The sequence below is a fragment of the Streptomyces sp. MBT65 genome (assembly GCF_016612545.1).
Classification (GTDB): domain Bacteria; phylum Actinomycetota; class Actinomycetes; order Streptomycetales; family Streptomycetaceae; genus Streptomyces.
Genome location: NZ_JAENRY010000013.1, coordinates 17,656 through 41,850, shown reverse-complemented (window position 1 = coordinate 41,850; position 24,195 = coordinate 17,656). Strand labels below are relative to the sequence as shown.

General features: G+C 70.4%; 26 protein-coding genes and 2 pseudogenes. 16 read left to right on the top strand and 12 right to left on the bottom strand.

Features of this window, described 5'->3' with window-relative positions; all coding sequences use genetic code 11:
• The first annotated feature begins 22 nt into the window (after positions 1 to 22).
• The 7 genes from JHN63_RS05315 to JHN63_RS05285 all read left to right on the top strand — a co-directional run bounded on the left by JHN63_RS05315 (position 23) and on the right by JHN63_RS05285 (position 7,800).
• Positions 23 to 1,024, top strand: coding sequence for a proline racemase family protein (locus JHN63_RS05315; RefSeq protein WP_200677506.1), 1,002 nt, complete (start codon positions 23 to 25; stop codon positions 1,022 to 1,024).
• A 67-nt stretch (positions 1,025 to 1,091) separates the two neighbouring features.
• The gene (locus JHN63_RS05310) at positions 1,092 to 1,787 is read left to right on the top strand and encodes a GntR family transcriptional regulator (protein WP_200677505.1); all 696 of its coding nucleotides are present in this window, start codon (positions 1,092 to 1,094) and stop codon (positions 1,785 to 1,787) included.
• An 82-nt stretch (positions 1,788 to 1,869) separates the two neighbouring features.
• The gene (locus tag JHN63_RS05305) at positions 1,870 to 2,868 is read left to right on the top strand and encodes a LacI family DNA-binding transcriptional regulator (protein WP_200677504.1); all 999 of its coding nucleotides are present in this window, start codon (positions 1,870 to 1,872) and stop codon (positions 2,866 to 2,868) included.
• Between the two features lie 110 nt (positions 2,869 to 2,978).
• Complete coding sequence (locus JHN63_RS05300; RefSeq protein ID WP_200677503.1) at positions 2,979 to 4,325, top strand: ABC transporter substrate-binding protein; 1,347 nt, start codon at positions 2,979 to 2,981, stop codon at positions 4,323 to 4,325.
• Positions 4,326 to 4,329: 4 nt separating this feature from the next.
• Positions 4,330 to 5,286: a carbohydrate ABC transporter permease gene (locus tag JHN63_RS05295; RefSeq protein ID WP_200677502.1), complete on the top strand. Its 957-nt coding sequence runs from the start codon at positions 4,330 to 4,332 to the stop codon at positions 5,284 to 5,286.
• A complete protein-coding gene (locus tag JHN63_RS05290; protein ID WP_200677501.1) occupies positions 5,283 to 6,158 on the top strand; it encodes a carbohydrate ABC transporter permease in 876 nt (291 codons plus the stop codon). Before JHN63_RS05295 ends, JHN63_RS05290 begins: the two co-directional genes overlap by 4 nt.
• 40 nt (positions 6,159 to 6,198) lie before the next feature.
• A complete protein-coding gene (locus JHN63_RS05285; RefSeq protein WP_200677500.1) occupies positions 6,199 to 7,800 on the top strand; it encodes an alpha-amylase family glycosyl hydrolase in 1,602 nt (533 codons plus the stop codon).
• Between the two features lie 19 nt (positions 7,801 to 7,819).
• Here JHN63_RS05285 and JHN63_RS05280 read toward each other — a convergent pair whose 3' ends face one another.
• The 7 genes from JHN63_RS05280 to JHN63_RS05250 form a co-directional block, all read right to left on the bottom strand.
• The gene (locus JHN63_RS05280; protein WP_200677499.1) at positions 7,820 to 8,647 is read right to left on the bottom strand and encodes an ABC transporter ATP-binding protein; all 828 of its coding nucleotides are present in this window, start codon (positions 8,645 to 8,647) and stop codon (positions 7,820 to 7,822) included.
• A 20-nt stretch (positions 8,648 to 8,667) separates the two neighbouring features.
• Positions 8,668 to 9,447, bottom strand: coding sequence for an ABC transporter permease (locus JHN63_RS05275; RefSeq protein WP_200677498.1), 780 nt, complete (start codon positions 9,445 to 9,447; stop codon positions 8,668 to 8,670).
• A complete protein-coding gene (locus JHN63_RS05270; protein ID WP_200677497.1) occupies positions 9,444 to 10,217 on the bottom strand; it encodes an ABC transporter permease in 774 nt (257 codons plus the stop codon). Before JHN63_RS05270 ends, JHN63_RS05275 begins: the two co-directional genes overlap by 4 nt.
• A complete protein-coding gene (locus JHN63_RS05265) occupies positions 10,214 to 11,182 on the bottom strand; it encodes an ABC transporter substrate-binding protein (protein ID WP_200677496.1) in 969 nt (322 codons plus the stop codon). The genes JHN63_RS05270 and JHN63_RS05265 overlap by 4 nt, the downstream gene beginning before the upstream one ends.
• Positions 11,183 to 11,376: 194 nt before the next feature.
• Positions 11,377 to 12,312 carry a PDR/VanB family oxidoreductase gene (locus tag JHN63_RS05260; protein ID WP_200677495.1) on the bottom strand — a complete coding sequence of 312 codons (936 nt, stop codon included), beginning with the start codon at positions 12,310 to 12,312 and terminating at the stop codon, positions 11,377 to 11,379.
• The gene (locus tag JHN63_RS05255; RefSeq protein ID WP_200677494.1) at positions 12,309 to 12,488 is read right to left on the bottom strand and encodes a hypothetical protein; all 180 of its coding nucleotides are present in this window, start codon (positions 12,486 to 12,488) and stop codon (positions 12,309 to 12,311) included. Before JHN63_RS05255 ends, JHN63_RS05260 begins: the two co-directional genes overlap by 4 nt.
• Positions 12,485 to 13,549 carry an aromatic ring-hydroxylating dioxygenase subunit alpha gene (locus tag JHN63_RS05250; protein WP_200677493.1) on the bottom strand — a complete coding sequence of 355 codons (1,065 nt, stop codon included), beginning with the start codon at positions 13,547 to 13,549 and terminating at the stop codon, positions 12,485 to 12,487. The genes JHN63_RS05255 and JHN63_RS05250 overlap by 4 nt, the downstream gene beginning before the upstream one ends.
• A 166-nt stretch (positions 13,550 to 13,715) precedes the next feature.
• On the opposite strand from JHN63_RS05250, the gene JHN63_RS05245 reads away from it, so the two are divergent.
• The 4 genes from JHN63_RS05245 to JHN63_RS05230 all read left to right on the top strand — a co-directional run bounded on the left by JHN63_RS05245 (position 13,716) and on the right by JHN63_RS05230 (position 17,161).
• Positions 13,716 to 14,129 (top strand): hypothetical protein, encoded by a 414-nt coding sequence (locus JHN63_RS05245; protein ID WP_200677492.1) that lies wholly within the window; start codon positions 13,716 to 13,718, stop codon positions 14,127 to 14,129.
• Between the two features lie 64 nt (positions 14,130 to 14,193).
• On the top strand, positions 14,194 to 14,427 hold the full coding sequence (locus JHN63_RS05240) for a hypothetical protein (protein ID WP_200677491.1): 234 nt from the start codon (positions 14,194 to 14,196) through the stop codon (positions 14,425 to 14,427).
• On the top strand, positions 14,424 to 15,122 hold the full coding sequence (locus JHN63_RS05235; protein ID WP_200677490.1) for an RNA polymerase sigma factor: 699 nt from the start codon (positions 14,424 to 14,426) through the stop codon (positions 15,120 to 15,122). Before JHN63_RS05240 ends, JHN63_RS05235 begins: the two co-directional genes overlap by 4 nt.
• Positions 15,119 to 17,161: a M48 family metalloprotease gene (locus JHN63_RS05230; protein ID WP_200677489.1), complete on the top strand. Its 2,043-nt coding sequence runs from the start codon at positions 15,119 to 15,121 to the stop codon at positions 17,159 to 17,161. The genes JHN63_RS05235 and JHN63_RS05230 overlap by 4 nt, the downstream gene beginning before the upstream one ends.
• A 10-nt stretch (positions 17,162 to 17,171) precedes the next feature.
• Here JHN63_RS05230 and JHN63_RS05225 read toward each other — a convergent pair whose 3' ends face one another.
• The 5 genes from JHN63_RS05225 to JHN63_RS05205 all read right to left on the bottom strand — a co-directional run bounded on the left by JHN63_RS05225 (position 17,172) and on the right by JHN63_RS05205 (position 20,980).
• Positions 17,172 to 17,618 (bottom strand): J domain-containing protein, encoded by a 447-nt coding sequence (locus JHN63_RS05225; RefSeq protein WP_200677488.1) that lies wholly within the window; start codon positions 17,616 to 17,618, stop codon positions 17,172 to 17,174.
• A complete protein-coding gene (locus tag JHN63_RS05220; protein WP_234476166.1) occupies positions 17,615 to 18,343 on the bottom strand; it encodes a hypothetical protein in 729 nt (242 codons plus the stop codon). Before JHN63_RS05220 ends, JHN63_RS05225 begins: the two co-directional genes overlap by 4 nt.
• A gap of 91 nt (positions 18,344 to 18,434) precedes the next feature.
• Positions 18,435 to 19,220: an aquaporin gene (locus JHN63_RS05215; RefSeq protein WP_307781820.1), complete on the bottom strand. Its 786-nt coding sequence runs from the start codon at positions 19,218 to 19,220 to the stop codon at positions 18,435 to 18,437.
• Entirely contained in the window at positions 19,202 to 19,939 is a 738-nt protein-coding gene (locus JHN63_RS05210) for a YoaK family protein (protein ID WP_200677487.1), read from the bottom strand. The genes JHN63_RS05215 and JHN63_RS05210 overlap by 19 nt, the downstream gene beginning before the upstream one ends.
• Before the next feature lie 96 nt (positions 19,940 to 20,035).
• Positions 20,036 to 20,980 (bottom strand): LysR family transcriptional regulator, encoded by a 945-nt coding sequence (locus JHN63_RS05205; RefSeq protein WP_200677486.1) that lies wholly within the window; start codon positions 20,978 to 20,980, stop codon positions 20,036 to 20,038.
• A gap of 193 nt (positions 20,981 to 21,173) precedes the next feature.
• Between JHN63_RS05205 and JHN63_RS05200 the strand changes: the two are divergent.
• The 5 genes and pseudogenes from JHN63_RS05200 to JHN63_RS52430 all read left to right on the top strand — a co-directional run.
• Positions 21,174 to 21,839 (top strand): annotated as a pseudogene (locus tag JHN63_RS05200) (amidohydrolase family protein); the annotation flags it as partial.
• Between the two features lie 44 nt (positions 21,840 to 21,883).
• Positions 21,884 to 22,030: an MFS transporter gene (locus JHN63_RS52440; protein ID WP_234476165.1), complete on the top strand. Its 147-nt coding sequence runs from the start codon at positions 21,884 to 21,886 to the stop codon at positions 22,028 to 22,030.
• A 15-nt stretch (positions 22,031 to 22,045) separates the two neighbouring features.
• Positions 22,046 to 22,324: pseudogene (locus JHN63_RS52435) on the top strand (MFS transporter); the annotation flags it as partial.
• Between the two features lie 69 nt (positions 22,325 to 22,393).
• Positions 22,394 to 22,642 carry an Atu4866 domain-containing protein gene (locus JHN63_RS05190; RefSeq protein WP_200677485.1) on the top strand — a complete coding sequence of 83 codons (249 nt, stop codon included), beginning with the start codon at positions 22,394 to 22,396 and terminating at the stop codon, positions 22,640 to 22,642.
• A gap of 12 nt (positions 22,643 to 22,654) precedes the next feature.
• Positions 22,655 to 23,512 carry a cation:proton antiporter gene (locus JHN63_RS52430; RefSeq protein WP_234476163.1) on the top strand — a complete coding sequence of 286 codons (858 nt, stop codon included), beginning with the start codon at positions 22,655 to 22,657 and terminating at the stop codon, positions 23,510 to 23,512.
• Positions 23,513 to 24,195 lie beyond the last annotated feature (683 nt).

Genomic DNA, 24,195 nt, shown 5'->3' with positions numbered 1-24,195 from the left:
CATCGATCGACCAGGGAACCTCATGCGCAGCACACTCGTCCTGCACGCCGTCGACTCGCACACCGAGGGCATGCCGACCCGCGTGATCACCGGCGGCATCGGCACCATCCCCGGCGCGACCATGAACGAGCGCCGGCTGTACTTTCGCGAACACCGCGACCACATCCGGCAGTTCCTGATGAACGAGCCGCGCGGCCACTCCGCGATGAGCGGCGCGATCCTCCAGCCGCCCACCCGCCCCGACTGCGACTGGGGTGTCGTCTACATCGAGGTGTCCGGCTATCTGCCGATGTGCGGGCACGGCACGATCGGCGTGGCCACCGTGCTCGTCGAGACGGGCATGGTCGAGGTCGTCGAACCGGTCACCACGATCCGGCTCGACACCCCGGCCGGACTCGTCGTCGCCGAGGTCGCGGTCGAGAACGGCGCCGCGAAGAACGTCACCCTCAAGAACGTCCCGTCCTTCTCCGTCGGCCTGGACCGCGAGATCACCCTCGCCGACGGGCGGACGGTGACATACGACATGGCGTACGGCGGCAATTTCTACGCCATCCTGCCGCTGGACCGGTTCGGACTGCCCTTCGACCGGTCCCGCAAGGACGACATCATCAAGGCGGGCCTGTCCCTCATGGCGGCGATCAACGAGAGCGACGAGCCCGTCCACCCCGAGGACGCCTCCATTCGCGGTTGCCATCACGTCCACCTGTACGCGCCCGGCGCGACCGCCCGGCACTCCCGGCACGCGATGGCGATCCACCCGGGCTGGTTCGACCGCTCGCCCTGCGGCACGGGCACCAGCGCGCGCATGGCGCAACTCCACGCGCGCGGCGAACTCCCGTTGCACACCGAGTTCGTGAACGAGTCCTTCATCGGCACGCAGTTCACCGGGCGGCTCCTGGACACCACCGAGGTCGCCGGTGTCCCCGCCGTCCTGCCGAGCTTCACCGGCCGCGCCTGGATCACCGGCACCGCCCAGTACCTGCTCGATCCCACCGATCCGTTCCCGGGCGGATTCATCCTCTAGACCGGGGATAATCGGCGGTCACGCGTGACATTGCACCGTGTGTGACCTTGCACCACTAGGAGATTCGATGGCCGTCCAGCGAGCCGGCGCCCCGCCCACCACCGCTCCGGACCTGCCCGTGCTGGGCGGCAGGAAGAGCAGCTATCGCGAGCGGGTCGTCGACGCCCTGCGGGCCGCGATGATCGCGGGGGAGCTGCGGCCGGGCGAGGTGTACTCCGCGCCGACTCTGGCCGCCCGCTTCGGCGTCTCGGCGACGCCGGTGCGCGAGGCCATGCTGGACCTGGCCAAGGAGGGGCTGGTCGACACCGTCCCGAACAAGGGGTTCCGGGTCACCGCGGTCTCCGAGAAACAGCTCGACGAGTACACCCACATCCGCGCGCTGATCGAGATCCCCACGGTGGTCGGCCTGGCCGAGAGCGCCGACCCGGTCTCGCTGGAGGCGCTGCGGCCGGCCGCCCGGGAGATCGTCGGCGCGGCCGTGGCCGGTGACCTCATCGCGTATGTCGAGGCCGACACCCGCTTCCATCTCGGGCTGCTCGCCCTCGCCGGCAACGCCCACCTCGTCGAGGTCGTCGGCGATCTGCGCGGGCGCTCGCGGCTCTACGGGCTGACCGCGCTGGTCGAGGCCGGACGCCTACTGGCCTCCGCGCAGGAGCACTTGGAACTTCTCGACGCGTTGTTGGACCGTGACAAACGGGCGGTGCGTGAGATCATGACCCGGCATCTGGGGCATGTGCGCGGGCTGTGGGCCGCGCACGACTGACCGGCGCCGGGAGCCGTGGGTCGCTCGATCCGACTCACCCATAACGCAAACCACTTGCGTATCTTGCGCTATTCTTGCGCGCATGACGCGACGACTTGCTGAGGTGGCGAAGAAGGTCGGGGTCAGCGAGGCCACGGTCAGCCGAGTGCTCAACGGCAAACCCGGAGTCTCCGAGCCCACCCGACAGGCGGTGCTCTCGGCCCTGGACGTGCTCGGCTACGAGCGGCCCACCCAACTGCGCGGCGAACGCGCGCGGCTCGTGGGTCTGGTACTGCCCGAGCTGCAGAACCCCATCTTCCCCGCCTTCGCGGAGGTGATCGGCGGCGCGCTCGCCCAACTCGGCCTCACCCCGGTGCTGTGCACCCAGACCAAGGGCGGGGTCTCCGAGGCCGACTATGTGACGCTGCTGCTGGAACAGCAGGTCTCCGGCGTCGTGTTCGCCGGTGGGCTCTACGCACAGGCCGACGCGCCGCACGACCACTACCGGCTGCTCGCCGAGCGCAACATCCCGGTCGTCCTGGTCAATGCGGCCATCGACCACCTCGGCTTCCCCGCCGTGTCCTGCGACGACGCGGTCGCCGTCGAGCAGGCCTGGCGCCACCTCGCCTCCCTCGGTCACGAGCGCATCGGGCTCGTCCTCGGCCCCGCCGACCACATGCCCTCCGCGCGGAAGCTGGCCGCCGCCCGGGCCATCTCCGGGGATCTGCCCGACGAGTTCGTCGCCCGGGCCATCTTCTCCATCGAGGGCGGTCACGCCGCGGCCTCCCGGCTGATCGACCGGGGCGTCACGGGCATCATCTGCGCCAGCGACCCGCTCGCCCTCGGCGCGATAAGGGCCGCCCGCCGCAAGGGACTTGACGTCCCGTCACAGATTTCTGTCGTCGGTTACGACGACTCCGCCTTCATGAACTGCACCGAGCCCCCGCTGACCACCGTCCGCCAGCCCATCGAAGCCATGGGTCGGGCGGCTGTGGAGCTGCTGAACTCACAGGTCGGCGGCACGGCCGTACCGCCCGAAGAGCTGCTCTTCGAACCGGAACTGGTAGTGCGTGGTTCCACCGCGCAAGCCCCGCGCGACTGAGCGTCGCCGCGCTGTCGAATAATTACAGATTCTGCGCGATATCTTGCGGACGGATGTCGGCGGTGCTTGAGTGTGCGGCGCCCACCGCTCCTGCCCAGAGGGGTCCACCGATGAGAAGCACCGGGTTCCGCCGTACCTTCGCCGCGATCGGCGTCTGTTCTCTTGCGCTCACCGCCTCCGCCTGCGGGTCCGGCGACGACTCGGCGAGCGGCAAGACACGCATCACGGTCAACTGCGAGCCGCCCAAGAGCGCCAAGGTCGACCGCAAGTTCTTCGACTCCGATGTCGCGGCCTTCGAGAAGAAGAACACCGACATCGACGTCGTCACCCATGACGCGTTCCCCTGCCAGGACCCGAAGACCTTCGACGCCAAACTCGCCGGCGGCCAGATGGAGGACGTGTTCTACACGTACTTCACCGACGCCAAGCACGTCGTCGACATCAACCAGGCCGCCGATCTCACGCCGTACGTCAAGGAGTTGAAGAGCTACGACACCATCCAGCAGCAGCTCCGGGACATCTACACCGTCGACGGGAAGATCTACGGCATCCCGCGCACCGGCTACTCGATGGGCCTGATCTACAACCGCAAGCTCTTCCAGCAGGCCGGCCTCGACCCCGACAAGGCGCCGACGACCTGGGCCGAGGTCCGGGCCGACGCGAAGAAGATAGCCGCGCTCGGCAACGGCACCGTCGGCTACGCCGACTACAGCGCCCAGAACCAGGGGGGTTGGCACTTCACCGCCGAGATGTACTCGCAGGGCGGTGACGTCGTCAGCGCCGACGGCAAGAAGGCCACCGTCGACACACCCCAGGGCCACGCCGTGCTGCAGAACCTGCACGACATGCGCTGGACCGACAACTCGATGGGCAGCAAGCAGCTCCTCGTCATCAACGACGTGCAGCAGCTGATGGGTTCGGGCAAGCTCGGCATGTACCTCTCCGCCCCGGACAACATCCCGATCCTGGTCAAGGAGAAGGGCGGCAACTACGACGACCTCGCCCTCGGCCCGATGCCCGGCGGCCAGGGCACGCTCATCGGCGGCGACGGCTACATGTTCAACAAGCACGACACGCCCGCCCAGATCCGCGCCGGACTCAAGTGGCTCGACAGCATGTTCCTCACCCCGGGCAGCGGCTTCCTCGGCGACTACGCCCGCGCCAAGCAGGCCAACGCACCCGTCGGACTGCCCGAACCGCGCCTGTTCACCGGCGCCGCCGACGCCAAGGACCAGCAGGTCAAGAAGGCCAACTCCAATGTCCCGGTGCAGAATTACCAGGCCTTCCTGGACGGCAACCAGTCCCTCCAGATGAAGATCGAGCCGCCGGACGCCCAGCAGATCTACTCCGTCCTCGACGGAGCCGTCTCCGCCGTCCTCACCAAGAAGGACGCGAACATCGACCAACTCCTCAAGGACGCCTCCGGAAAGATCGACGGCATCCTGGCCCGGGGCTGACCCGATGACCCGGACGGCCACCCGGAGTCCCGCCCCGACGACGGCGGTACGACAGGTCCAGGCGCCGCCCCCGGCCGGGGGCCGGAGGCGGCGCCGCCTCCTGGACCAGGCCCGCGCCTACGCGTTCCTCATCGGCGGGCTCATCTGCTTCGCCCTGTTCTCCTGGTACCCGGCGATCCGCGCGGTCGTGATCTCCTTCCAGAAGTACACGCCCGGCTCCTCGCCCGAGTGGGTCGGCACCGACAACTTCACCCAGGTCTGGCACGATCCCGAGTTCACCGCGGCCTGGCGCAACACCCTCGTCTTCACCCTGCTGGCCCTCCTCGTCGGCTTCGCGATCCCGTTCGTACTCGCCCTGGTCCTCAACGAGTTGAGGCACTGGAAGGCCTTCTTCAGGATCGTCGTCTACCTCCCCGTGATGATCCCGCCGGTGGTCACCGCCCTGCTGTGGAAATGGTTCTACGACCCCGGAGCGGGCCTCGCCAACGAGACGCTGCGCTTTCTGCACCTGCCCACCTCGAACTGGTCCAACGGCACCGACACCGCCCTCATCTCCCTGGTGATCGTGGCGACTTGGGCCAACATGGGCGGCACCGTCCTGATCTACCTGGCCGCGCTCCAGTCCATCCCCGGCGACCTGTACGAGGCCGCCGAACTCGACGGCGCGAGTCTCCTCCAGCGCGTCCGGTACGTGACGATCCCTCAGACCCGCTTCGTGATCCTGATGCTGATGCTCCTTCAGATCATCGCCACGATGCAGGTCTTCACCGAACCGTTCGTCATCACCGGCGGCGGCCCGGAGAACGCCACCGTCACCGTGCTCTACCTGATCTACAAATACGCCTTCCTCTACAACGACTTCGGCGGCGCCTGCGCGCTCAGCGTGATGCTCCTCGTGCTGCTCGGTGTCTTCTCCGCCGCCTATCTGCGGCTGACCCGCTCCGGAGAGGACGACCTGTGACCACCCGCACACTGCTCTCCCCGGCGACCCTCGCCCGAGCGCGCGGAAAGGCCGTCTACTGGACGGTGTTCACCGGCGTCGTCGTGCTCTTCGCGCTCGCCTTCCTCTTCCCCGTCTACTGGATGGTCACCGGCGCCATGAAGTCGCCGGACGAGATCGCGCGGACCCCGCCCACGATCATCCCCGAGCACTGGCACCTCAGCGGCTACACCGACGCCTGGGACCTGATGCAGCTCCCGCAGCACCTGTGGAACACGGTCGTCCAGGCCGCCGGCGCGTGGATCTTCCAACTGGTCCTGTGCACGGCCGCCGCCTACGCCCTGTCCAAACTCAAGCCCGCCTTCGGCAAGGTGATCCTCGGCGGCATCCTGGCGACGCTGATGGTCCCGGCGCAGGCCCTGGTCGTACCGAAGTACCTGACCGTCGCCGACCTCCCGCTGATCCACACCAGCCTGCTGAACGACCCCCTCGGCATCTGGCTCCCCGCCGTCGCCAACGCGTTCAACCTGTATCTCCTCAAGCGGTTCTTCGACCAACTCCCGCGCGACGTCCTGGAAGCCGCCGAGATCGACGGCGCCGGAAAACTCCGCACCCTGTGGTCCATCGTGCTGCCCATGTCCCGCCCGGTCCTCGGCGTCGTCTCGATCTTCGCGCTCGTCGCCGTCTGGCAGGACTTCCTGTGGCCGCTGATGGTCTTCTCCGACACCGACAAACAGCCGATCAGCGTGGCACTCGTCCAGCTGTCCCAGAACATCCAATTGACCGTGCTCATCGCCGCGATGGTGATCGCGAGCATCCCCATGGTCGCGATGTTCCTGGTCTTCCAGCGGCACATCATCGCCGGGATCAGCGCGGGCAGCACGAAGGGCTGACACCGCCCCCTTCGACGCCCCCGACAGAAAGGCCAGCACCGTGGGACAGCCCCCCCATGCCCAGAGCCAGGACGACTGGTGGCGCTCCGCCGTCATCTACCAGGTGTACGTGCGCAGCTTCGCGGACGGCGACGGCGACGGCACCGGCGACCTCGCGGGAGTCCGCTCCAGACTGCCGTATCTCGCCGAACTCGGCGTGGACGCCCTGTGGTTCAACCCCTGGTACCTGTCACCGATGAAGGACGGCGGCTACGACGTCGCCGACTACCGCGCCATCGACCCGGCCTTCGGATCGCTCGCCGAGGCGGAGAAACTCATCGCCGAGGCACGGGAGTTGGGGATCCGCACGATCGTCGACATCGTGCCCAACCACGTCTCCGACCAGCACCCGTGGTTCCGTGCCGCCCTCGCCGGCGGCCCCGAGCGTGAGCTGTTCCACCTCCGCCCCGGACGCGGCGCACACGGTGAACTCCCGCCCAACGACTGGCCGTCGCAGTTCGCCGGCTCCACCGAACCCGTGTGGACCCGCCTCCCCGACGGCGACTGGTACCTCCACCTGTTCACCCCCGAGCAGCCCGACCTCAACTGGGCCCACCCGGCGGTGCGGCAGGAGCACGAGGACATCCTTCGCTTCTGGTTCGAGCGCGGGGTCGAAGGCGTCCGCATCGACTCGGCGGCACTCCTCGCCAAGGACCCCGCACTGCCCGACTTCGTCGAGGGCCGCGACCCCAACCCCTTCGTCGACCGCGACGAACTCCACGACATCTACCGCTCCTGGCGGGCCGTCGCCGACGAGTACGGCGCCGTCTTCGTCGGCGAGGTCTGGCTCCCCGACACCGAACGCTTCGCCCGCTATCTGCGCCCCGACGAACTGCACACCGCCTTCAACTTCGCCTTCCTGTCCTGCCCCTGGGACCCGGACCGGCTGCGCACCTCGATCGACGAGACCCTCGCCGAGCACGCCCCGATCGGCGCGCCCGCCACCTGGGTCCTCTGCAACCACGACGTGACCCGCACGGTCACCCGCTACGGCCGCGCCGACACTGGCTTCGACTTCGCCACCAAGGCCTTCGGCACCCCGACCGACCTCGCGCTGGGCACCCGGCGCGCCCGGGCGGCGGCGCTGCTGTCGCTGGCCCTGCCCGGAGTGGTCTACCTCTACCAGGGGGAGGAGCTGGGACTGCCCGAGGTCGAGCTGCCGGTCGACCGCATACAGGATCCGATGTACCTCCGCTCCGGCGGCACCGACCCCGGCCGCGACGGCTGCCGGGTGCCGCTGCCCTGGGTCGAGGACGCGCCGTACGCGGGCTTCGGTTCGCGCGGTGAGCCGTGGCTGCCGCAGCCGGTCGGCTGGACATCGTATGCGGTCGACCGTCAGCGGCGGACCGCCGACTCCATGCTCAACCTCTACCGCGAGGCGATCCGCCTCCGGCCGGCGTTCGGCAACGGTCCCCTCGCCTGGCTGCCCGCGCCCGAGGGTGTCCTCGCCTTCACCCGCACGGACGGCGCGATGTGCGTGGTCAACCTGTCGGGCACGCCCGTCGGCCTCCCCCCGCACACCCGACTCCTGCTCGTCAGCGACCCCTTGGACGACCTGGGTCGCCTGCCGCAGGACACGGCTGTCTGGCTCCGCACCGTGTAGTCGTCACCCGCGTTCGTGTTCAGTGAAGTGGAGGCGTGTCCGACTTCATGAGGCGGTCCTGAACCGGGAGTGTTCCGCGCTTCGCCGCCTGGATCTGCTCGTAGACGTGGGTCCGCAGTTCGGCGAAGCGCGGGGCGACCCGGGTGTGCAACTGGTCGCGCTCCAGGGGCAGATCGACCTTCAGCTGCTCCTGCACGACGGTCGGGGACGCGGACAGCACGACCACGCGCTCGCCCAAGTAGACGGCCTCGTCGATGTCGTGCGTCACGAACAGGATCGTGATGCCGCGCTCCCGCCACAACCCCCGTACCAGGTCCTCCAGATCGGCCCGGGTCTGCGCGTCGACCGCCGCGAACGGCTCGTCCATCAGCAGGACCTCGGGCTCGTACGCCAGCGCCCGCGCGATCGCGACCCGCTGCTGCATACCGCCGGACAACTGCCACGGATACGCCCCCGCGGCCTCCGTCAGCCCGACCGACTCCAGCGCGTCCGCGACCAGCTCACGCCTGCGCGCCTTGCTCAAGTCCTTCTGCTTCAGGGGCAGTTCGACGTTCTCGCCGACCCGCATCCAGGGGAAGAGGCTGCGCCCGTACTCCTGGAACACGAACGCCATCCCGGGCGGCGGACCGTCCACCTTCCGTCCGCCCAGGCGGACTTCGCCCGCGGTCGGGGTGAGCAGTCCGCCCATGCACTTCAGCAGGGTGGTCTTGCCGCAGCCCGACGGGCCGACGAGACACACGAGTTCGCCCGCGTCGACGGTGAAGGTGAGGTCCCGTACCGCCTCCACCCGGCGACCGGAACCCTCGTAGACCTTGTTCAGGCCGGATACGTCGAGTTGCGCGTGCATGGACCGCCCTTTCGCGATGTTCAGGAGGACCGGCGGGCGGCCGCGCGCAGGCCGTGGTACCAGCCCAGCACCCGCCGCTCGACCATCTGGAAGACGACGGAGAGCAGGAATCCCAGCATGCCCAGGACGAGGATGCCGGTCCACATGTCGGGGATGGCGAAGCTGCGTTGGAACTGGACGACGGTGAAGCCCAGTCCGTCGGTGGCCGCGAACATCTCGCTGATGACCATGAGGATGATCCCGATGGACAGCGCCTGCCGCAGCCCCGCGAAGATCTGCGGGCTCGCCGCCGGCAGCACCAGCGTGCGCAGCCGGGCGGCGCCCGTGACGCCGTAGGAGAGGACCGTCTCCTTCATGACCGGGTCGACCGCGCGGACGCCCTCGACGGTGTTGAGGAGGACGGGCCAGACGCAGCCGCTCGCGATGACCACGATCTTCATCGTGTCGCCGATGCCCGCGAACAGCATGATGACCGGGACCAACACCGGTGGCGGTACGGCCCGCAGGAACTCCAGGACCGGTTCGCACACCGCGCGCACCCGCCGGTAGGAGCCGATCACCGTGCCGAGCGCGACGCCGACGACGGCCGCCGTGGCGTAACCCGCCGCGAGCCGCAGCACGCTGGGCAGGACGTCGGCCTTGAGGCGGTCGCCGGTCCACACGTCGGGGAAGGTCTTCAGGATCGTGCGCAGCGGCGGCCAGTACACGTTGGTGCTGCCGTCCGACGCCAGCCACCACACGGCGACCAGGACGGCCGGCAGCGCGAGGGCGAACAGCAGCCGGGTCAGCGCCCGCCTCATACCGCCACCTCCCCGCGCACCGACTGGTGCCAGGCCAGCGCCCGCCGCTCCACCGTGCGCGCGCCCACGTTGATGAGCAGCCCCAGCAGACCGGTCACCACGATCAGCGCGTACATCTCGGGCACGGCCTGCGAGGACTGGGCGACCGCGATGGTCGCGCCCAACCCCGGTGCGCCGATGACCAGTTCGGCCGTGATGGTGAGGATCAGTGCGACGGCCGCGGCCAGTCGTACGCCCGTCATGACGTACGGCAGCGCGCTCGGCCACAGCACGTGCCGCACCCGGGCCCAGGTGCCGAGACCGTAGGACCGTGCCGTCTCCTCGGCGACCGGGTCGACGTCCTGGACGCCGTAGAGGACCTGGATCAGGATCTGCCAGAAGGAGGCGTAGACGACGAGCAGGAGCACCGACTTGAGTTCGGTGCCGTACAACAGCACCGCGAGGGGGATGAGGGCGACCGAGGGGATCGGGCGGAGGAACTCGATCGTCGAGGCGGTCACCTCGCGGAGGTGGGGGACGACCGAGAGCAGGACGCCTGCGACGATGCCCGCGCCGACCGCGATAGCGAGGCCGAGGGCCCAGCCGGTGAGGGTGTCGCCGAGCGCCGACCAGAAGGCGGCGTCCGTGAGTTCGTCCCAGAACGCCGACGCGATCCGGCTGGTCGGCGGGAAGTACGCCTCCTTGACGATGCCGACGCGCGGCACGACCTCGCCGAGGGCGAGGAAGGCCGCGAGTCCGGCCGCACCGAGTGCGGTGTTCAGTCCCTTCACGGAAGCAGCGTGTTCAGGTCGGGGGTCTTCTTGAAGAGGCCGTCGGTCTCGCTCAGCTTCTCCAGCGCCTCGATCGACGAACGGTTCGCGTCGGCGGGCCACTTGGGCAGGATCACCTTGGTCAGCACGCTGGCCGGGACCTTGGTGTAGGTCGCGACGATCTGGCGGACCTCGTCCGGGTGGGCGTCCGCGTAGGCGAGGGACTCGGCGGTGGCCTCCTGGAACTTCTTGACCACGTCCGGGTTCTTCGTCGCGTATGCCGTCGAGGTGAAGTACATGGCGACGGTGAGGTTCGGCGCCACGTCGACCAGCGGCCAGGCGATCTGCTGGGCGCCCTGGTCGAGCATCGTGGTGAGTGCGGGTTCGACGGCCATCGCCGCGTCGATCTGGCCCTTGTCGAGCGCGGCCGGCATCTGGTCGAAGGCCAGCTCGACGAACTTGACCTTGTCCGGGTCGCCGCCGGCCTTGCGGACGGATTCGCGTACGGCCGTCTCGTTGATGTTCTTCAGCGTGTTGACCGCGACCTTCTTGCCCTCCAGCTCCTTCGCCGACTTCAGGGTGCTGCCTTTCTTGACGACGAGGGCGCCGAAGTCCTTGCCGGACACGCCCGTTGAGGCCACACCGTTGGCGATGGCCTTCACGGGGACGTCGTTGGACTGGGCGAGCATGAGGGAGGTCATGTTGGAGAAGCCGAACTGGAACTGGCCGCTGACCACCCCCGGCACGATGGCCGCGCCGCCCTGGGCGAGCGTCATCGACAGTTTCAGGCCGTGCTTGCTGAAGATGCCCTCCTTCTGGCCGAGATAGAGCGGGGCGACATCGACGATGGGGATGACCCCCACCTTGACCGTGGTGGTGCCGGTGGACGAGCTGTTCTGATCCGACGCTCCGTTGCCGGACGAACCGCAGGCCGACGCGGCGACCAGCACTGTTCCGGCCGCGAGGCCGACGAGCAGACGACGCATGGCAACTCCTGTGCAGACGACGGTGTTCCGACAGGCTGTGCGCAGATCGCACAGTGGTGCTCAATGGGTGTTGAGCGGGAACGTAGGGCCCCGTCGCGGCCAGGTCAATGCCTAGTGCTCACAATATTGTTGACAGTTGCCGAAGTGTGCTCTTGGCGTGTTGTGCGGTGTCGTCACAGATCCGGCCCGCGTCCTCACAGATCCAGGACGAGCCGCTTTCCCAGGCAGCGCGAGACGCAGATGAGCATTGTCTCGCCGGCCGCGCGTTCGTCCTCGCTCAGCACCGAGTCGCGGTGGTCCGGGGTGCCTTCGAGGACTTCGGTCTCGCAGGTCCCGCAGGTGCCCTCGGTGCAGGAGAACAGCACCTCGACACCGGCGGCGCGCACGGTGTCGAGCACGGACACGCCCACCGGGACGGTGACCGTCCTGCCGCTCCGCTCCAGCACCACCTCGAACTCGCTGTCGGCGCCCGCCACTTGGGCCTTCGGCTGGAACCGCTCCACCCGCAGGATCCCGCCGGGACAGCGTGCCTCGACCGCGTCGAGCAGCGGCCCGGGACCGCAGCAGTAGACCAGGGTCCCTTCTGGTACGTCGTCCAGCACCGACGGCAGGTCGAGCAGTCCGACCTCGTCCTGCGGGGCGAGGGTGACACGGTCGCCGTAGCGGCTCAACTCCTCCGTGAACGCGAGTGAGTTGCGGGTGCGGCCGCCGTAGAGGAGGGTCCACCGCGCGCCCGACGCCTCCGCCGCGGCCAGCATCGGCAGGAGGGGGGTGATGCCGATGCCGCCCGCGACGAAGCGGTAGCGGGGGGCGGGCTCCAGCCGGAAGTGGTTGCGCGGCCCGCGCACCCGCACCTTGTCGCCCAGCCCCAACTGCCCGTGCACATACGCCGATCCGCCCCGCCCGTCCGATTCCCGCAGCACTGCGATCCGCCATGCTGCACGGTCGGCCGGGTCGCCGCACAGCGAGTACTGGCGCTCCAGGTCGGGGCCGAGCACGACGTCGATGTGGGCGCCCGGTTCCCAGGCGGGGAGTTGATCGCCGAGCGGGTGGCGCAGGGTGAGGGCGAGGACGCCGTCGGCTGCGAACTCCCTTTCCGCTACGACGAGTTCGGCCTCGTAGGTGGTCATGTGCCGGCTCCCTGCGGATCGTCGACCGAGTGGCCGCGGGGGTGGGCGAGCATCCACTCCCACATCTCGATCGGGTCCTGCGACGTGTGCTCGCGGCCGCAGTGACAGGTGCCGTGCAGGATGTCGGTCCCCGGCAGCCAGTCGATGCGGTAGACCTCGCCGGTCGGAGCGGTCACTGGACCTTCTCCACGGGCTTGGCGCCCTCCTCGACCAGCCGGGCGAGGATCCGGCGGGCGGCGAGACCACCGGTGTCGATGTTGATGCTCAGCTCCTGATAGCCGGCGCGCTCCGAACCCAGCGTCTTCTGAAGGAGGTTGAGCGCGTCCACGTCCTGCATCACGACGGTGTGGTTGTTGCTCCGCAGGAACTCGGTGACCTCGGCGTCGTCCGTGGCCCAGTCGCGCGAGACCGCCCAGAAGTCGTACACCTTGCCGTCCGAGGAGGGCGTGATGGCGTAGGTGATCTCGGTGTGGAAGCCGTTCGGGTCGCTGCCGTCCTCCTCGGGGAGGACGCCGACCGGGGCGATCCGGCTGTGCAGGAGGTAGAGGCAGGGCGCGTGGTACTCGATGTCCTGCCAGCGGGTGATCCGCCCCTGTATTCCTGTGGACTTGGCGTAGAACGGCGGGCACGCGGCGTCGCCCATGTGCCGGCTCACCCGGACGACGCCGGCGCCCTCGTCGACCTCCGTGGTGATCGGTGTCTCGGCGACCTCGGGGGAGCCGATGTAGCCGCCGTGCAGGTAGGTCTCGTGGGAGAGGTCGAGGAGGTTGTCGACGAGGAGGCCGTAGTCGGCGTCGATCGGTTCCATGCCGCTGACGGTGACCCAGTCGGGGGAGGCGAGGTGCGGGGCGCGGGGGATGACCTGCGGGTCCGCGAGTGCCGGGTCGCCGATCCACACCCAGACCAGCGCGTCCTGCTCGACCACGGGGTAGGAGGCGACGCGGGCGGTGCGGGGGATGCGTTTCTGGCCCGGCACGTACACGCAGGTGCCGGTCGTGTCGTAGGTGAAGCCGTGGTAGCCGCAGACGACCCGGTCGCCGTCGAGCCGGCTCTCGGAGAGCGGGAACCGCCGGTGCACACACCGGTCGTGCAGTGCCACGGCGGTGCCGTCGTCCTCGGTGCGGTAGAAGACGAGGGGCTCGCCGAGGATCGTCCGGCCGAGCAGGTCACGGCCGACCTCGTGGCTGTAGGCGGCGACATACCACTGGTTCCTGGCGAAGGCGGTCATGTGCGGCATCGTTGCGGCTCCCGTCGGTGGGTGATGGCGTCATCGTCCGGAAGGGGGGTGCGGGGCCGCAATAGCGCTTCCGTGTCACGGAAGGGGGTGGGGAAGTGGCGGTAGGTTCTGTCACCAGCACCATGGCGAACAACATCGCTTCGGACAGGGGAAGGTCGTTCCTGCCATGACGTCCTGGACCGCTCTCACCGGTGCCGTCGCTTTCGCCGCGTTCTCCGCCCGCTCCTGGATGCGAGCGGTCAGGTATTGGCGCGACCCCACGGTGCGCACGTCGCCGGGGCCCCTCTGGCGGCATCTTGGCGAGAAGGGGCAGCGGAGGCTGGAAAGCGGTTCCGTGCTCAACTCCGTGTGCCTGAGCGGCTTGACGCTCCTTTTCCTCGGCGGCGCCTGGCTGCCGGCGGCGGGGAGCCCGGGTGCGAGGAGCCCGGTCGCGTCGGGGGTCGCGGCCGCGGGGCTGATCGTCTTTCTCCTCGGGCTCGTGGCTCAGCTTTCTCTCGTGTTCTTCGGCCGGCCCTCGTTCGTGATCCCGGAGCACGCCAGGGAAACCCGTGAGGATCAGCCCAATCGCGGTCCCGGGTAAACCAGTTGGGCACGGGCGGCTGTATCAGGGTGTCACTGCTGTGATCCTGTGGAGGGACCCTGAAATGGTTGTCGAACCTGTGGTGGTGGTCGTGGTGCCGGTGTGCGCACGGCTGGTGTACGCGCTGGCGTTGCTGTGGACGCAGCCGGTGCGGGAGCGTGCGTGGGCGCACGCGCTGGCCACGGTCGTGCGGGCGGCCGGGCCCGGGGGCACGGTCGAGGTCACACGTGCCGACGGGGACACGCTGAACGCGCGAACGGCAGCGGTCGTAGCGCCGGCCGGGGTGGATCAGCGGTGAGCGCGGGACAGGAACAGGCCGTGGGGCAAAGGGAGTTCGAGGACTTCTTCGCCGGGGCGTACGGACGGGTGCTGGCGCAGGTGATCATGCTCTGCGGCAGTCGGGAGGACGCCGAGGACGTCACCCAGGAGGCGTTCCTTGAGGCCTATCGGGCCTGGGACCGGATCGCCGGGTACGAGCTGCCCGAGGCGTGGGCGTACCGGGTCGCGGTCCAGCGGCTGTGGAAGACGCACCGCAGGCGCAGAACGGGCCAGGACCGGGTCCCCGATGTGCCCGTGCCGGTCCGGGCGAGCCCCGAACAGAGCGCGGAGGCCCGCGAGGTGCTCCGGCTGCTGGCCGCTCTGCCGCCACGACAGCGCGTCACCATGGTGCTGTTCTGTCTGCACGGCTGGTCCCAGATCGAGATCGCCAAGACGCTGCGGATGACGCGCGGCGGTGTCGCCGCGAACGTGTCCAAGGCGCGCCGAACGCTCACGGAGGCGCTGGACATGGCCGCGGACGACACGAGCAGGCACGATCCGTTCACGAACAGCCCGCAGACGGCTCGTCCGAGCTGGATCCGCCTCGGCCGGGACCCCGTCGTCATCGCCCTGCGCGACACGCAGGCATGGCTGCGCGCGGCCGTCGAGGAGGATCCGGAGCGGCTCGCCAGGGCGCGGGCGGCGCTGGCCCGCAGACAGGGGGAGAGCCGGTGAGCACGGTGGTGGGGTGGTTACGCGGGCTGTTCGCCGTGGGGATGCTCGCCGGGTTCTACGTCGTGTCCTTCACCCTCCTCGCGGCCGACGCGGCACTCGTCGTCCTCATGCTGCACGGGATGGTCGAACGCCCGTCGCAGGCCGGCAACTGGTCGCTCGCCCTGGCCGGCAGCATCCCCGGGGCCGCCGCCCTGCTGTACGGGATGGCCACGGTGAGCCGCACGGAGGAGCCCCCACCCGACGCGGTCACCCTGCGCCGCGCCGACGCGCCCGGCCTGTGGCGGCTGGTCGAGGATCTGGCCGGGCAGTTGGGCACCCGGCCGCCCGGCCGGATCCTCCTGACGTCGGAGGCCAACGCGTCGGTGTCGGAGGACGCCCGGCTGCTCGGCTTCGCGGTCGGGGAACGGACCATGAACCTGGGCGTGCCCCTGCTGCTCTGGCTGAAGCCCGCGGAACTGCGGGCCGTGCTCTGCCATGAACTCGGCCACTACGCGGGCCGGCACACCCGGTTCGGCGCGATCACCTACCGAGGGGCCGCGTCGCTGCGCTCCACCCTGTTCCGGCTGCGGATGACCGCGCGGTCGGACGAGGCCCGGTTCGGGTACGCGTGGCTGTTCCAGGCGGCGATCGGCGTCTACGCCTGGGTGTACATGCGCCTGACGCTGGCGGTGCGCCGACGCCAGGAGCTGGAGGCGGACGCGGAGGCGGTCGCCATGGTCGGTCCGGAGGTGACCGCCCAGGCGCTGCGCGCCGTCCATGCGCTCGGCATCACCTGGGCCGGGTTCGAGAGCCGGTACCTACGGCCCGTGCAGCGGCTCGGGTTCGTGCCCGAGGACATGTTCGAGGCGTTCGCCGCCATGACGGGCGACCCGCTGGTCCGCAGGCGGATGGCCGACCTGCGCGCGAACCCCGTCGAGGCGGGCCGTTCCGCGCTGGACTCCCATCCGTCGCTGGCCCGGCGGCTGGCACTGATCGAGGCACGGCCCACCACACCTCCCAGGACCGTCGAGGACGAGGTCCCGCTGATCGGCGACCCGTCACCGGTGCCCCGGGTGCAGCGCAAGATGCTCGGCGAAGCCGGGCGCTCGGCCACGGCATTGCCCCGGGCGGAGTGGGCCGACCTGGCCGCCGAGGCGTTCGCCATCGAACTCGCGAGCCTCCTGCTGGACGCGGCGAGCGACCCCCGTACGACCGCGCGCCCCACGCTCGGCACCGTTCTCGGCCTGCTGGAACGCGGAGAGCAGACAGCGCTCGTACGCCGTCTCACCGACGCGCCCGAGCCCGAGGAGCAGCTCACCGAGGCCCTGTACGCGCTGACCGGGCAGGCGCTGGCCGGCGCGGGCCGCGCGCGCTGGGTGCTCAGTTGGACCCAGGGCTACCTCTTGGACTGCCCACGGGATCCGCGCGGGCGCCTGGACGATCTGGTCGCGGCCGCCGCACGCGACAAGGCGGCGGTGCCGGCCCTGCGCGCCGAACTCGCGCGCCTCGGCCTGGACTTCGAGGCGCCCGTCGTCCTGGCCCTGCGTACCGTGGCCGCACCGGCCGGCCGGACCACGCCTCGGCGGAGTACGAGGAGCGCGCCGGACCTGGTCGTCGAAGAACTCGCGCGGCAACGCAAGGTCGCCAGGGTGACCGCCGTCGCCGTGGCCGTGGCGGGCGCGGTGTGGGTGACCGCCCTGCTCGGCTCCGGCTCCGACCAGCCCTACTCACAGGCCGGGCTGCCGAGGGCGGCCGTCTCGCGGTACTCGCCGTGGCCCCTCCCCACGGCTCTCCTGCCGACACCGCACTTCACCGTGTCGCTGCCCGCGCCGAACATCACCGGGCCGATCCTGCGGCCGACGCCCTCCCTCAATTTCCGCATCCATTTCGTCGCACGCGGCGACACGCTGTCCGCCCTCGCCTGCGAGTACGGCACGACCGTCGCGGACTTGCAGGAACGCAACGACATGGGGAAGAGAACGGGTCTCGAGGTGGGGCAGATGCTGTTCGTACCGGCGAAGGGGGAGGGCTCCGGGATCGTGGCGACGGAGTGTCGGTGACCGAAGCGGGTCAGCGTCGGCGTCGCTTCCGCCCCGGTTCCTCGACGGGCTTCCACCAGGCGAACCGGTCGTCCCGCCGCCAGGAACGGTCCGGGTCGTGCACCGCGAAGGAGCCGGCCTGTACCCCCTGGTCACGCAGGTTGCCCGAGCCGGCACCCGTGCGCGGCCCGGCACCGGAGGTCCACTCGAAGGGGTCGGCCGCCGGCGGCGGTTCGGCATCGGCGACGGGCGCACCACACGACGCCGACGTGCGCCGACGGTCGTACGCCTTCCGTCGCACCGGGTCGGACAGCGTCTCGTAGGCCTGGCGCAGGCCTCGGAAGGCGTCCGCGTCGCCGCCGCGGTCAGGGTGGTGGCTCAGCGCGCTGCGGCGGAACGCGCGCACGATCTCGGCCCTGGTGGCATCGGCCGGGACGCCGAGCAGCACGTAGAAGTCCGGTTCGTCGGCCGCGGTCACCGTGCCGCGACCTCGGCCTGTCGGCAGACCAGCCGCCACGAGGCGCGGTGCGCGGGACCGGACAGACCCGAGCCGTGCCCGGACACGAAGGTCACCCACCGGCGTCCGGCCAGGTAGCACCAGATGTCCAACTCGTCGTCGTCCCCCGAGTAGAAGAAGTCGCCCCGGTCGAACTCGTCGCCGTTGACGAACGGCCACTGCAACCGCGCCTGCGCCTCCGCGGGCAGATTGCCGAGGACTCCGCGCAGGCGTGCGGGCAACGGCAGTTCCTCGCCGTACGGCTGCGGGGCGTCGCCACCCGCCGACGCGGGACGACCGGGGCGCAGGCGGGTCGGCTTCCGCACCACCACCGCGTGCCGCAACGAGGACGGCACGAACGGCACGACCGTGAGCAACTGGGCAGGCGCGCCAAGGTCGTTGAGGGTGGGTGTGGTCACGGCGAGTCCTCGCTCGCCGAACACCACCGCGTACGGCCGCTCGTCGTCCGTGCGGTGGCAGTACGCCCACCACTCGACGATCGGACCGACCCTGGTGACCATCCGGTCCCGGACCGCCTCGCTCAACTGCCGCCACCAGTAGTCGCGTCCGGGCCGGTCGACGAACCCGAGCGTCGCGGCGTCGTGCACGGGAGCGTCCCGCCCCGCCGCGCGTCCCGGCACCGGAAGCGCCCCGGGCCGACGGTCCACCGGGCCGCCCTTCGGCCGAGGCACGGGTTGCGACGCCATACGGGACCTCCCAGGGCGCGAACGCGCCGACACCGGGCGTCCATTGTGGCCGTGCGGCCGCCCCCGGGGAAGAGCGCGGCGGGAGCTTCGGCTACGGCCGGGAAGCCGACGCCGGTTCCTTCGCGGCCGGTACCGAAGTGGCCGTGCGGAGAAGGGAGTTGAGCCGGTTGATCACGACCGTCGCCGCGAGCGCGCCCAGCGCCGGTGCGAGCAGACAGACCGGCAGGAGGGTCGGACTCCCGGAGAACACCGCCGGGCCGAACTCCCGGGCGGGGTTGGCGATTCCGCCGGACAGGGTGCCGAACGCGAGGATCTGCGCGGCGATCATCGTGCCGACCGCCCAGGGAGTGAACGGGCCGAGCCTGCGGCTGGAGACGCCGATTCCGGCGACGGCGACGATGACGAACATCGTGGCGGTCTCGATCACGGCGACGGCGGCCCAACTCCAGCCGGGAGCAGGGCGGATGACGGCGAAGTCCACGGCAGGGGAGGCGAACACCGGCCCCCAGACGAGGCGTCCGGCCGCGACGCCGAGCAGCGATCCGATCACTTGACCCGCGATGAACGGTGCGACATCGCGGCCCGGTGTACGGCCGTAGCGCCACATCGCGAGGGTGATCGCCGGGTTGATGTGGCCGCCGGTCACCCGGCCCCAGGGGGAGAGCATGACGGCGGTGACCGTGTAGCCGGAGAGCGGGGCCACCGCGAGCAGGCGGCCCTCCGGGGTGTTCCACCAGCCGCCGGACGCCGGGTCGACGGTGCCCGGCAGCCAGCGGACCGTGGTGGCCACGACGAACAACATCACTGCGGTCAGGGCGAGTTCGAGGAGGGCGGAGTGCAGTGTGCGGCGGGTGCCGTTCACAGCGGCTTCGTCCACGAGGCGTCGGAGCGGGTCAGGACGAACGCGGTGCCGGAGGCCGCCACCAGCAGCAGCGCGGCGAACAGCAGGGGCAGCGCCCGGCCGCCGTGCTCGACCGCGACGGCACCGGCCAGACCGCCCGCGAACATCGCCGCGGCCGAGAGCACCCGGCGGCCGATCTTGCTGCCCTTGCCGCCCGCGAGGCGGCTGTCCGCGGCGACCCCGGTGATGGTGAGGGTCAGCACGGTCGTCGTCAGGTCGGGCACGGCCAGGGCACGGGCGGTGGCGTTCTGCACGCCCATCGCGAGGCCGAGGAGGGCGATCAGGGTGTACTGGACGGCCGTGCCGACGTGCGCGGTGTCGGTGACCTGGGCGACCACGTACGCGGCCAGGACCAGGGTCGTCTCCAGCAGCAGCGCCAGGTGCAGGACCCGGCCGCGGTGGGCGCCGGCTCCGTGCGCGAGCCGTCCGCCGAGCAGGGCGCCCGTCGCGAACGCGGCCAGTGCCGCGAGGGAGGCCGCCAGCGAGAAGCCCGCCGCGCCGGCGATCGCGAAGCCGGAGAAGACGACGTTGCCGGTCATGTTGGCGACGAAGACATGGCCCAGGACGAGATAGCTGAAGGCGTCCACGAGCCCGGTCACCACCGTCAGCGCGAGCATGAGCGGAGGGAGCGGGCCGTGCCGGTCCTTCATGTCGGGGACGACTGTGGCCCACGCGTCGTGCAGTGCGGCAGGCATGGCATTGCTCCCATTCGCTGGAGATCCGGCTTCGTTGACGAGCCTCGCCCCATGGAGGCGTTCAGTCCAACATATGGATGCGGACGCAGCGATCTGTCATGCCGATCGATCGCTCCCGTTCCGGACCGTGTGTCGCTCCACCACGTCGAGGAACGCGGCGGCAGCCGGCGCCAGCCGCTTGCTGTCGTGGACCGCGCAGATGGTGTGCACCGCCGCCTCGTCCGCGATCCGCAGCGCGCGGGCCCCGTACGGCAGCGCGGTGCGGGGACCCGGGTCCGCGACGGAGTCGTCGAACACGGACGACCGGGGGACGACCGTCACGCCGATGCCCCGCGCGGCCAGCCGGATCATGTCGTGGATCTGGCCGACCTGGAAGTGCTGGCCGGGTTCCACCCCGGCGCGGGCGAAGGCGGCCTCCACCTGGCGGCGCAGCCCGCTGCCCTGCGTGAACTGGATGAGCTGGTGGCTCTCCGGCAGATCGGCGAGGTCGACGGTGTCGTGGTCGGCCAGGGCGTGACCGGCGGGCACGATCAGCACCAGCGGATCGACGGCCAGCACCAAGTGGTCCAGCCCGTCCGGGACTTGGCGCGGACCGAGGCCGACGACCGCGATGTCGAGATCCCCGGCCAGGACCGACGCGGCCATCTCCGCGCTGGGCGCGTTGGTCACATGGAAGTCGATGCCCGGGTAGCGGGCGTGGTAGTCGGCCATCACCTCGACCAGGTCGACGGAGGAGGCCCGCGTCTGGACCAGGCCGAGCCGCAGCCGCCCGCGCCGCAGTCCGGACAGGGCGTCGAGCGCCGCCCGGGCGTTGTCGACGTCGGCGAGTATGCGGCGGGCCAGCGGTTCGAGGAGTTCCCCGGCGGCCGTCAGCCGTACGGAACGGCTGGTGCGGCTGAAGAGCTGGGCGCCGACGTCCTTCTCCAGCCGGGCGATCTGCTGGCTCAGCGCGGACTGGGCGACATAGCAACTGGCCGCCGCCTGGGTGAAGTTACGGGTCTCGGCGACGGCGAGGAAGTACTTCAGATGCCTCAGGTCCATGCCGCGCCCGTCCCTTGGTTCAGCCCATCCAGCCGATCCAATCGATCCAGTAGATTCAGCTCTTTTGGCGATCGATACATCCAGATCCATGTGTTGGACCGATCCATCGTCGCAAACCTAGCGTCGAAACGCCACCAGCCGACCGACCTCAGGAGCCGACGTGACCAGCAGCACCGCGCCCGAGGGCAGCACCATGCCCGTGGCCGGCCTACGCCCCCACGACGGAGTCGAACACCCGGCCCAACTCGTCGTCCGCAACGCCCGCATCCACACCGGTGACCCGGCCCGCCCGGCGGCGTCCGCCGTCGCCATCACCGATGGCGTCTTCAGCGCAGTAGGAGATGACGCGACAGTCGCCCCGCACATCGGCCCGGCCACCCGGGTCGTGGACGCGCTCGGCCGACGGGTGATCCCCGGGCTCAACGACTCCCATCTGCACGTCATCCGGGGCGGGTTGAACTATCTGCTGGAGCTGCGCTGGGACGGAGTACGGTCGTTGCGCACCGCGCTGCGGATGCTGCGGGAGCAGGCCGAGCGGACACCAACGGGGCAGTGGGTGCGGGTAGTTGGGGGCTGGACCGGGGAGCAGTTCGCGGAGAAGCGGCTGCCGACCGTCTCCGAGTTGAACGCCGCCGCCCCCGACACCCCCGTGTTCGTCCTGCACTTGTACCAGTCGGCGATCCTCAACCGGGCCGCGCTGGAGGCCGTCGGCTTCACGCGGGACTCGCCGAACCCGCCCGGCGGCGAGATCGTCCGCGACTTCGCGGGCAACCCCACCGGTGTGCTGCTCGCCGCGCCCGCCGCCGGGCTGCTCTACTCCACGCTCGCCAAGGGCCCGATCCTCGCTCCCGAGGACCAACATGGCTGGGCCTGACCACCGCCCTCCTCATCGGCACCGCCGTCATGCTCCTGAGCGCGCTCAGCCTCCACCGATGGCGCCTCTACGGCATGGAAGGCATCGATCCCACGCTCTCCGACCACTGGCCCACCCCGCCCCTGGTGTTCGTGCCCGGCCCCTCCGACAGCCCGGTGCTGGTCTCGGTCGTCTAGCGCGTCGCCCCGGACGACAGCGCCGAGTTCATCGACGCTATGGACAACGTCGCCCGCTCCCGGCGCCGGACCGGCGCGCTGACCTGGGGTCTCTACCAGGACGGCAACGAACCCGGCCGGTTCATCGAGAACTACCTCGTCGGCTCCTGGGCCGAGCACCTCGCCCAGCACCACCACCGCCTCACCACCACCGATCGCGGCTTCGAGGACAAGGCCCGCGCCCTGCTCCTGCCCGGCACGAGCGCCGAGGTGACCCACGCCTTCGACGCCTCCGTCGTAGGACCGGTCCACTGAGGGTGGGTGCCGGACACCCAGGAGAGGCGTGGCCTGGTTACCCCCGTGCGGGACCGCGACGGTGGAGCCATGAACACGAACGCGACACCGCACCCCTTCGTCGGCATGTGGGTCACCGCCGACGGCCACATCCGGCAGGAACTCCTGCCCGACGGCCGCTACGACGAGGCTCGCGGCAACCGGCGGAGCGCCTACACCGGCAGCTACACCGTCACCGGCAACCACATCGACTACATCGACGACACCGGCTTCACCGCCACCGGTGACGTCCGCGACGGCGTGCTCCATCACGAGCACCTCGTCCTGTACCGCGCGTAACCCGGTACGGCCATGGACAGCCTGGAACTGATCGTCGTCGTAGCGGCCGCCGTCCTGCTGATGGGCCGGCTGTCGCGGCGCACGGGTCTGAGCGAGCCGCTGCTGCTGCTCGCCGCGGGCACCCTCGTGGGGCTGACGCCGTCCTTCTCGTCGTTCGCCCTGTCCCCGGACGTCGTCCTGTTCCTCTTCCTGTCCGCGCTGCTGTACTGGGAGGCGCTCACCTCCTCGGTGCGGGAGATCCGCGACAACGTCCGCAGCATCGCGCTCCAGTCCACCGGTCTTGTCCTCGCCACCGCCGTCGCGGTCGCCGTCGTGGCCCACGCGCTGGGCTACGGCTGGCCGATCGCCTTCGTCCTCGGTGCCGTTCTCGCCCCGACGGACGCGACGGCCGTCGCCAAGGCCATGCCGCGCCGCATCCTCACCGTGCTGCGAACCGAGAGCCTCCTCAACGACGGCACCGCGCTGGTCCTGCTGGCCGTGACCGTCGACGTCGTCACCGACGAGAACCCCTTCTCCTGGTCCGGCACGGCACTGGCCTTCGTCGCGGCGTACGCCGACGGCATCGCGATCGGGGCCGCGGTCGCCCCTGCTGCTGATCCCGGTGAGGCGCCGACTGCCGGAGCCACTGCTGCACAGCGTGCTGAGCGTGGCGACGCCCTTCCTCGCCTACCTCCCCGCCGAACTCCTGCATGTCTCCGGTGTTGGCGGTCGTCGTGTGCGGTCTGGTGTCCGCCTGGTTCGGGCCGCGTGTCATCGGCTCCGAGGCCCGGATCCAGGCCGTCGCCGTCTGGGAGGTGGCCGGCTATGTGCTCAACGGCGCCCTGTTCGTCCTCGTCGGCATGCAACTCCCCTCCGCAGTATGGGCGTTGACGTCCGTGTCGCTCCTGCGAGCGACGGTCGCCGCCCTCGCCGTGAGTGTCGCGGTACTCGGCACCCGGCTGCTCTGGTTCTACTCGATGCCCTGTCTCGTACGGCTCCTGGACCGGCGCCCCCAGCAGCGGGACCGCCGGATCACCGCTCCGCAGCGGCTGCCGCCGGCCTGGGCGGGGATGCGCGGCGCGATCTCGCCGGCCGCCGCGCTGACCGTACCCGCGACGACCGCCGAGGGGCGGGTGGTCGAGCAGCGCGACGCCGTCGTGTTCCTCACCGCGGTGGTCATCGTCGTCACCCTCACCCTGCTGGGCCCCACCTTGCCGACCGTGGTCCGCCGGGCCCGCTTCCCGGCCGACGAGGACAAGAGCGCCGAACTCACCCTCGCCCGCTGCCGGTTGAGCAGCGCCGCGCTCGACGCCCTGCCGGAACTGGCCGAGCGGTTCGGGGTGCCCGAGGAGGACACCGCGCGCATGGTCCAGGACATCGAGGACCGCACGGCCCCCGCGCCCGGCTCCGCGCACCGCCGCGAGAGCGTCCGCAGCCTCCGACTCGCCCTGCTCCAGGTCAAACGAGACACCCTCACCGCCCTGCGCGACAGCGGCCGTATCGACGACATCGTCCTGCGGTCCGTGAAGGAGGTCCTCGACGGGGAGGAAGTCCGCCTGGGCAGGCCCTGAGTC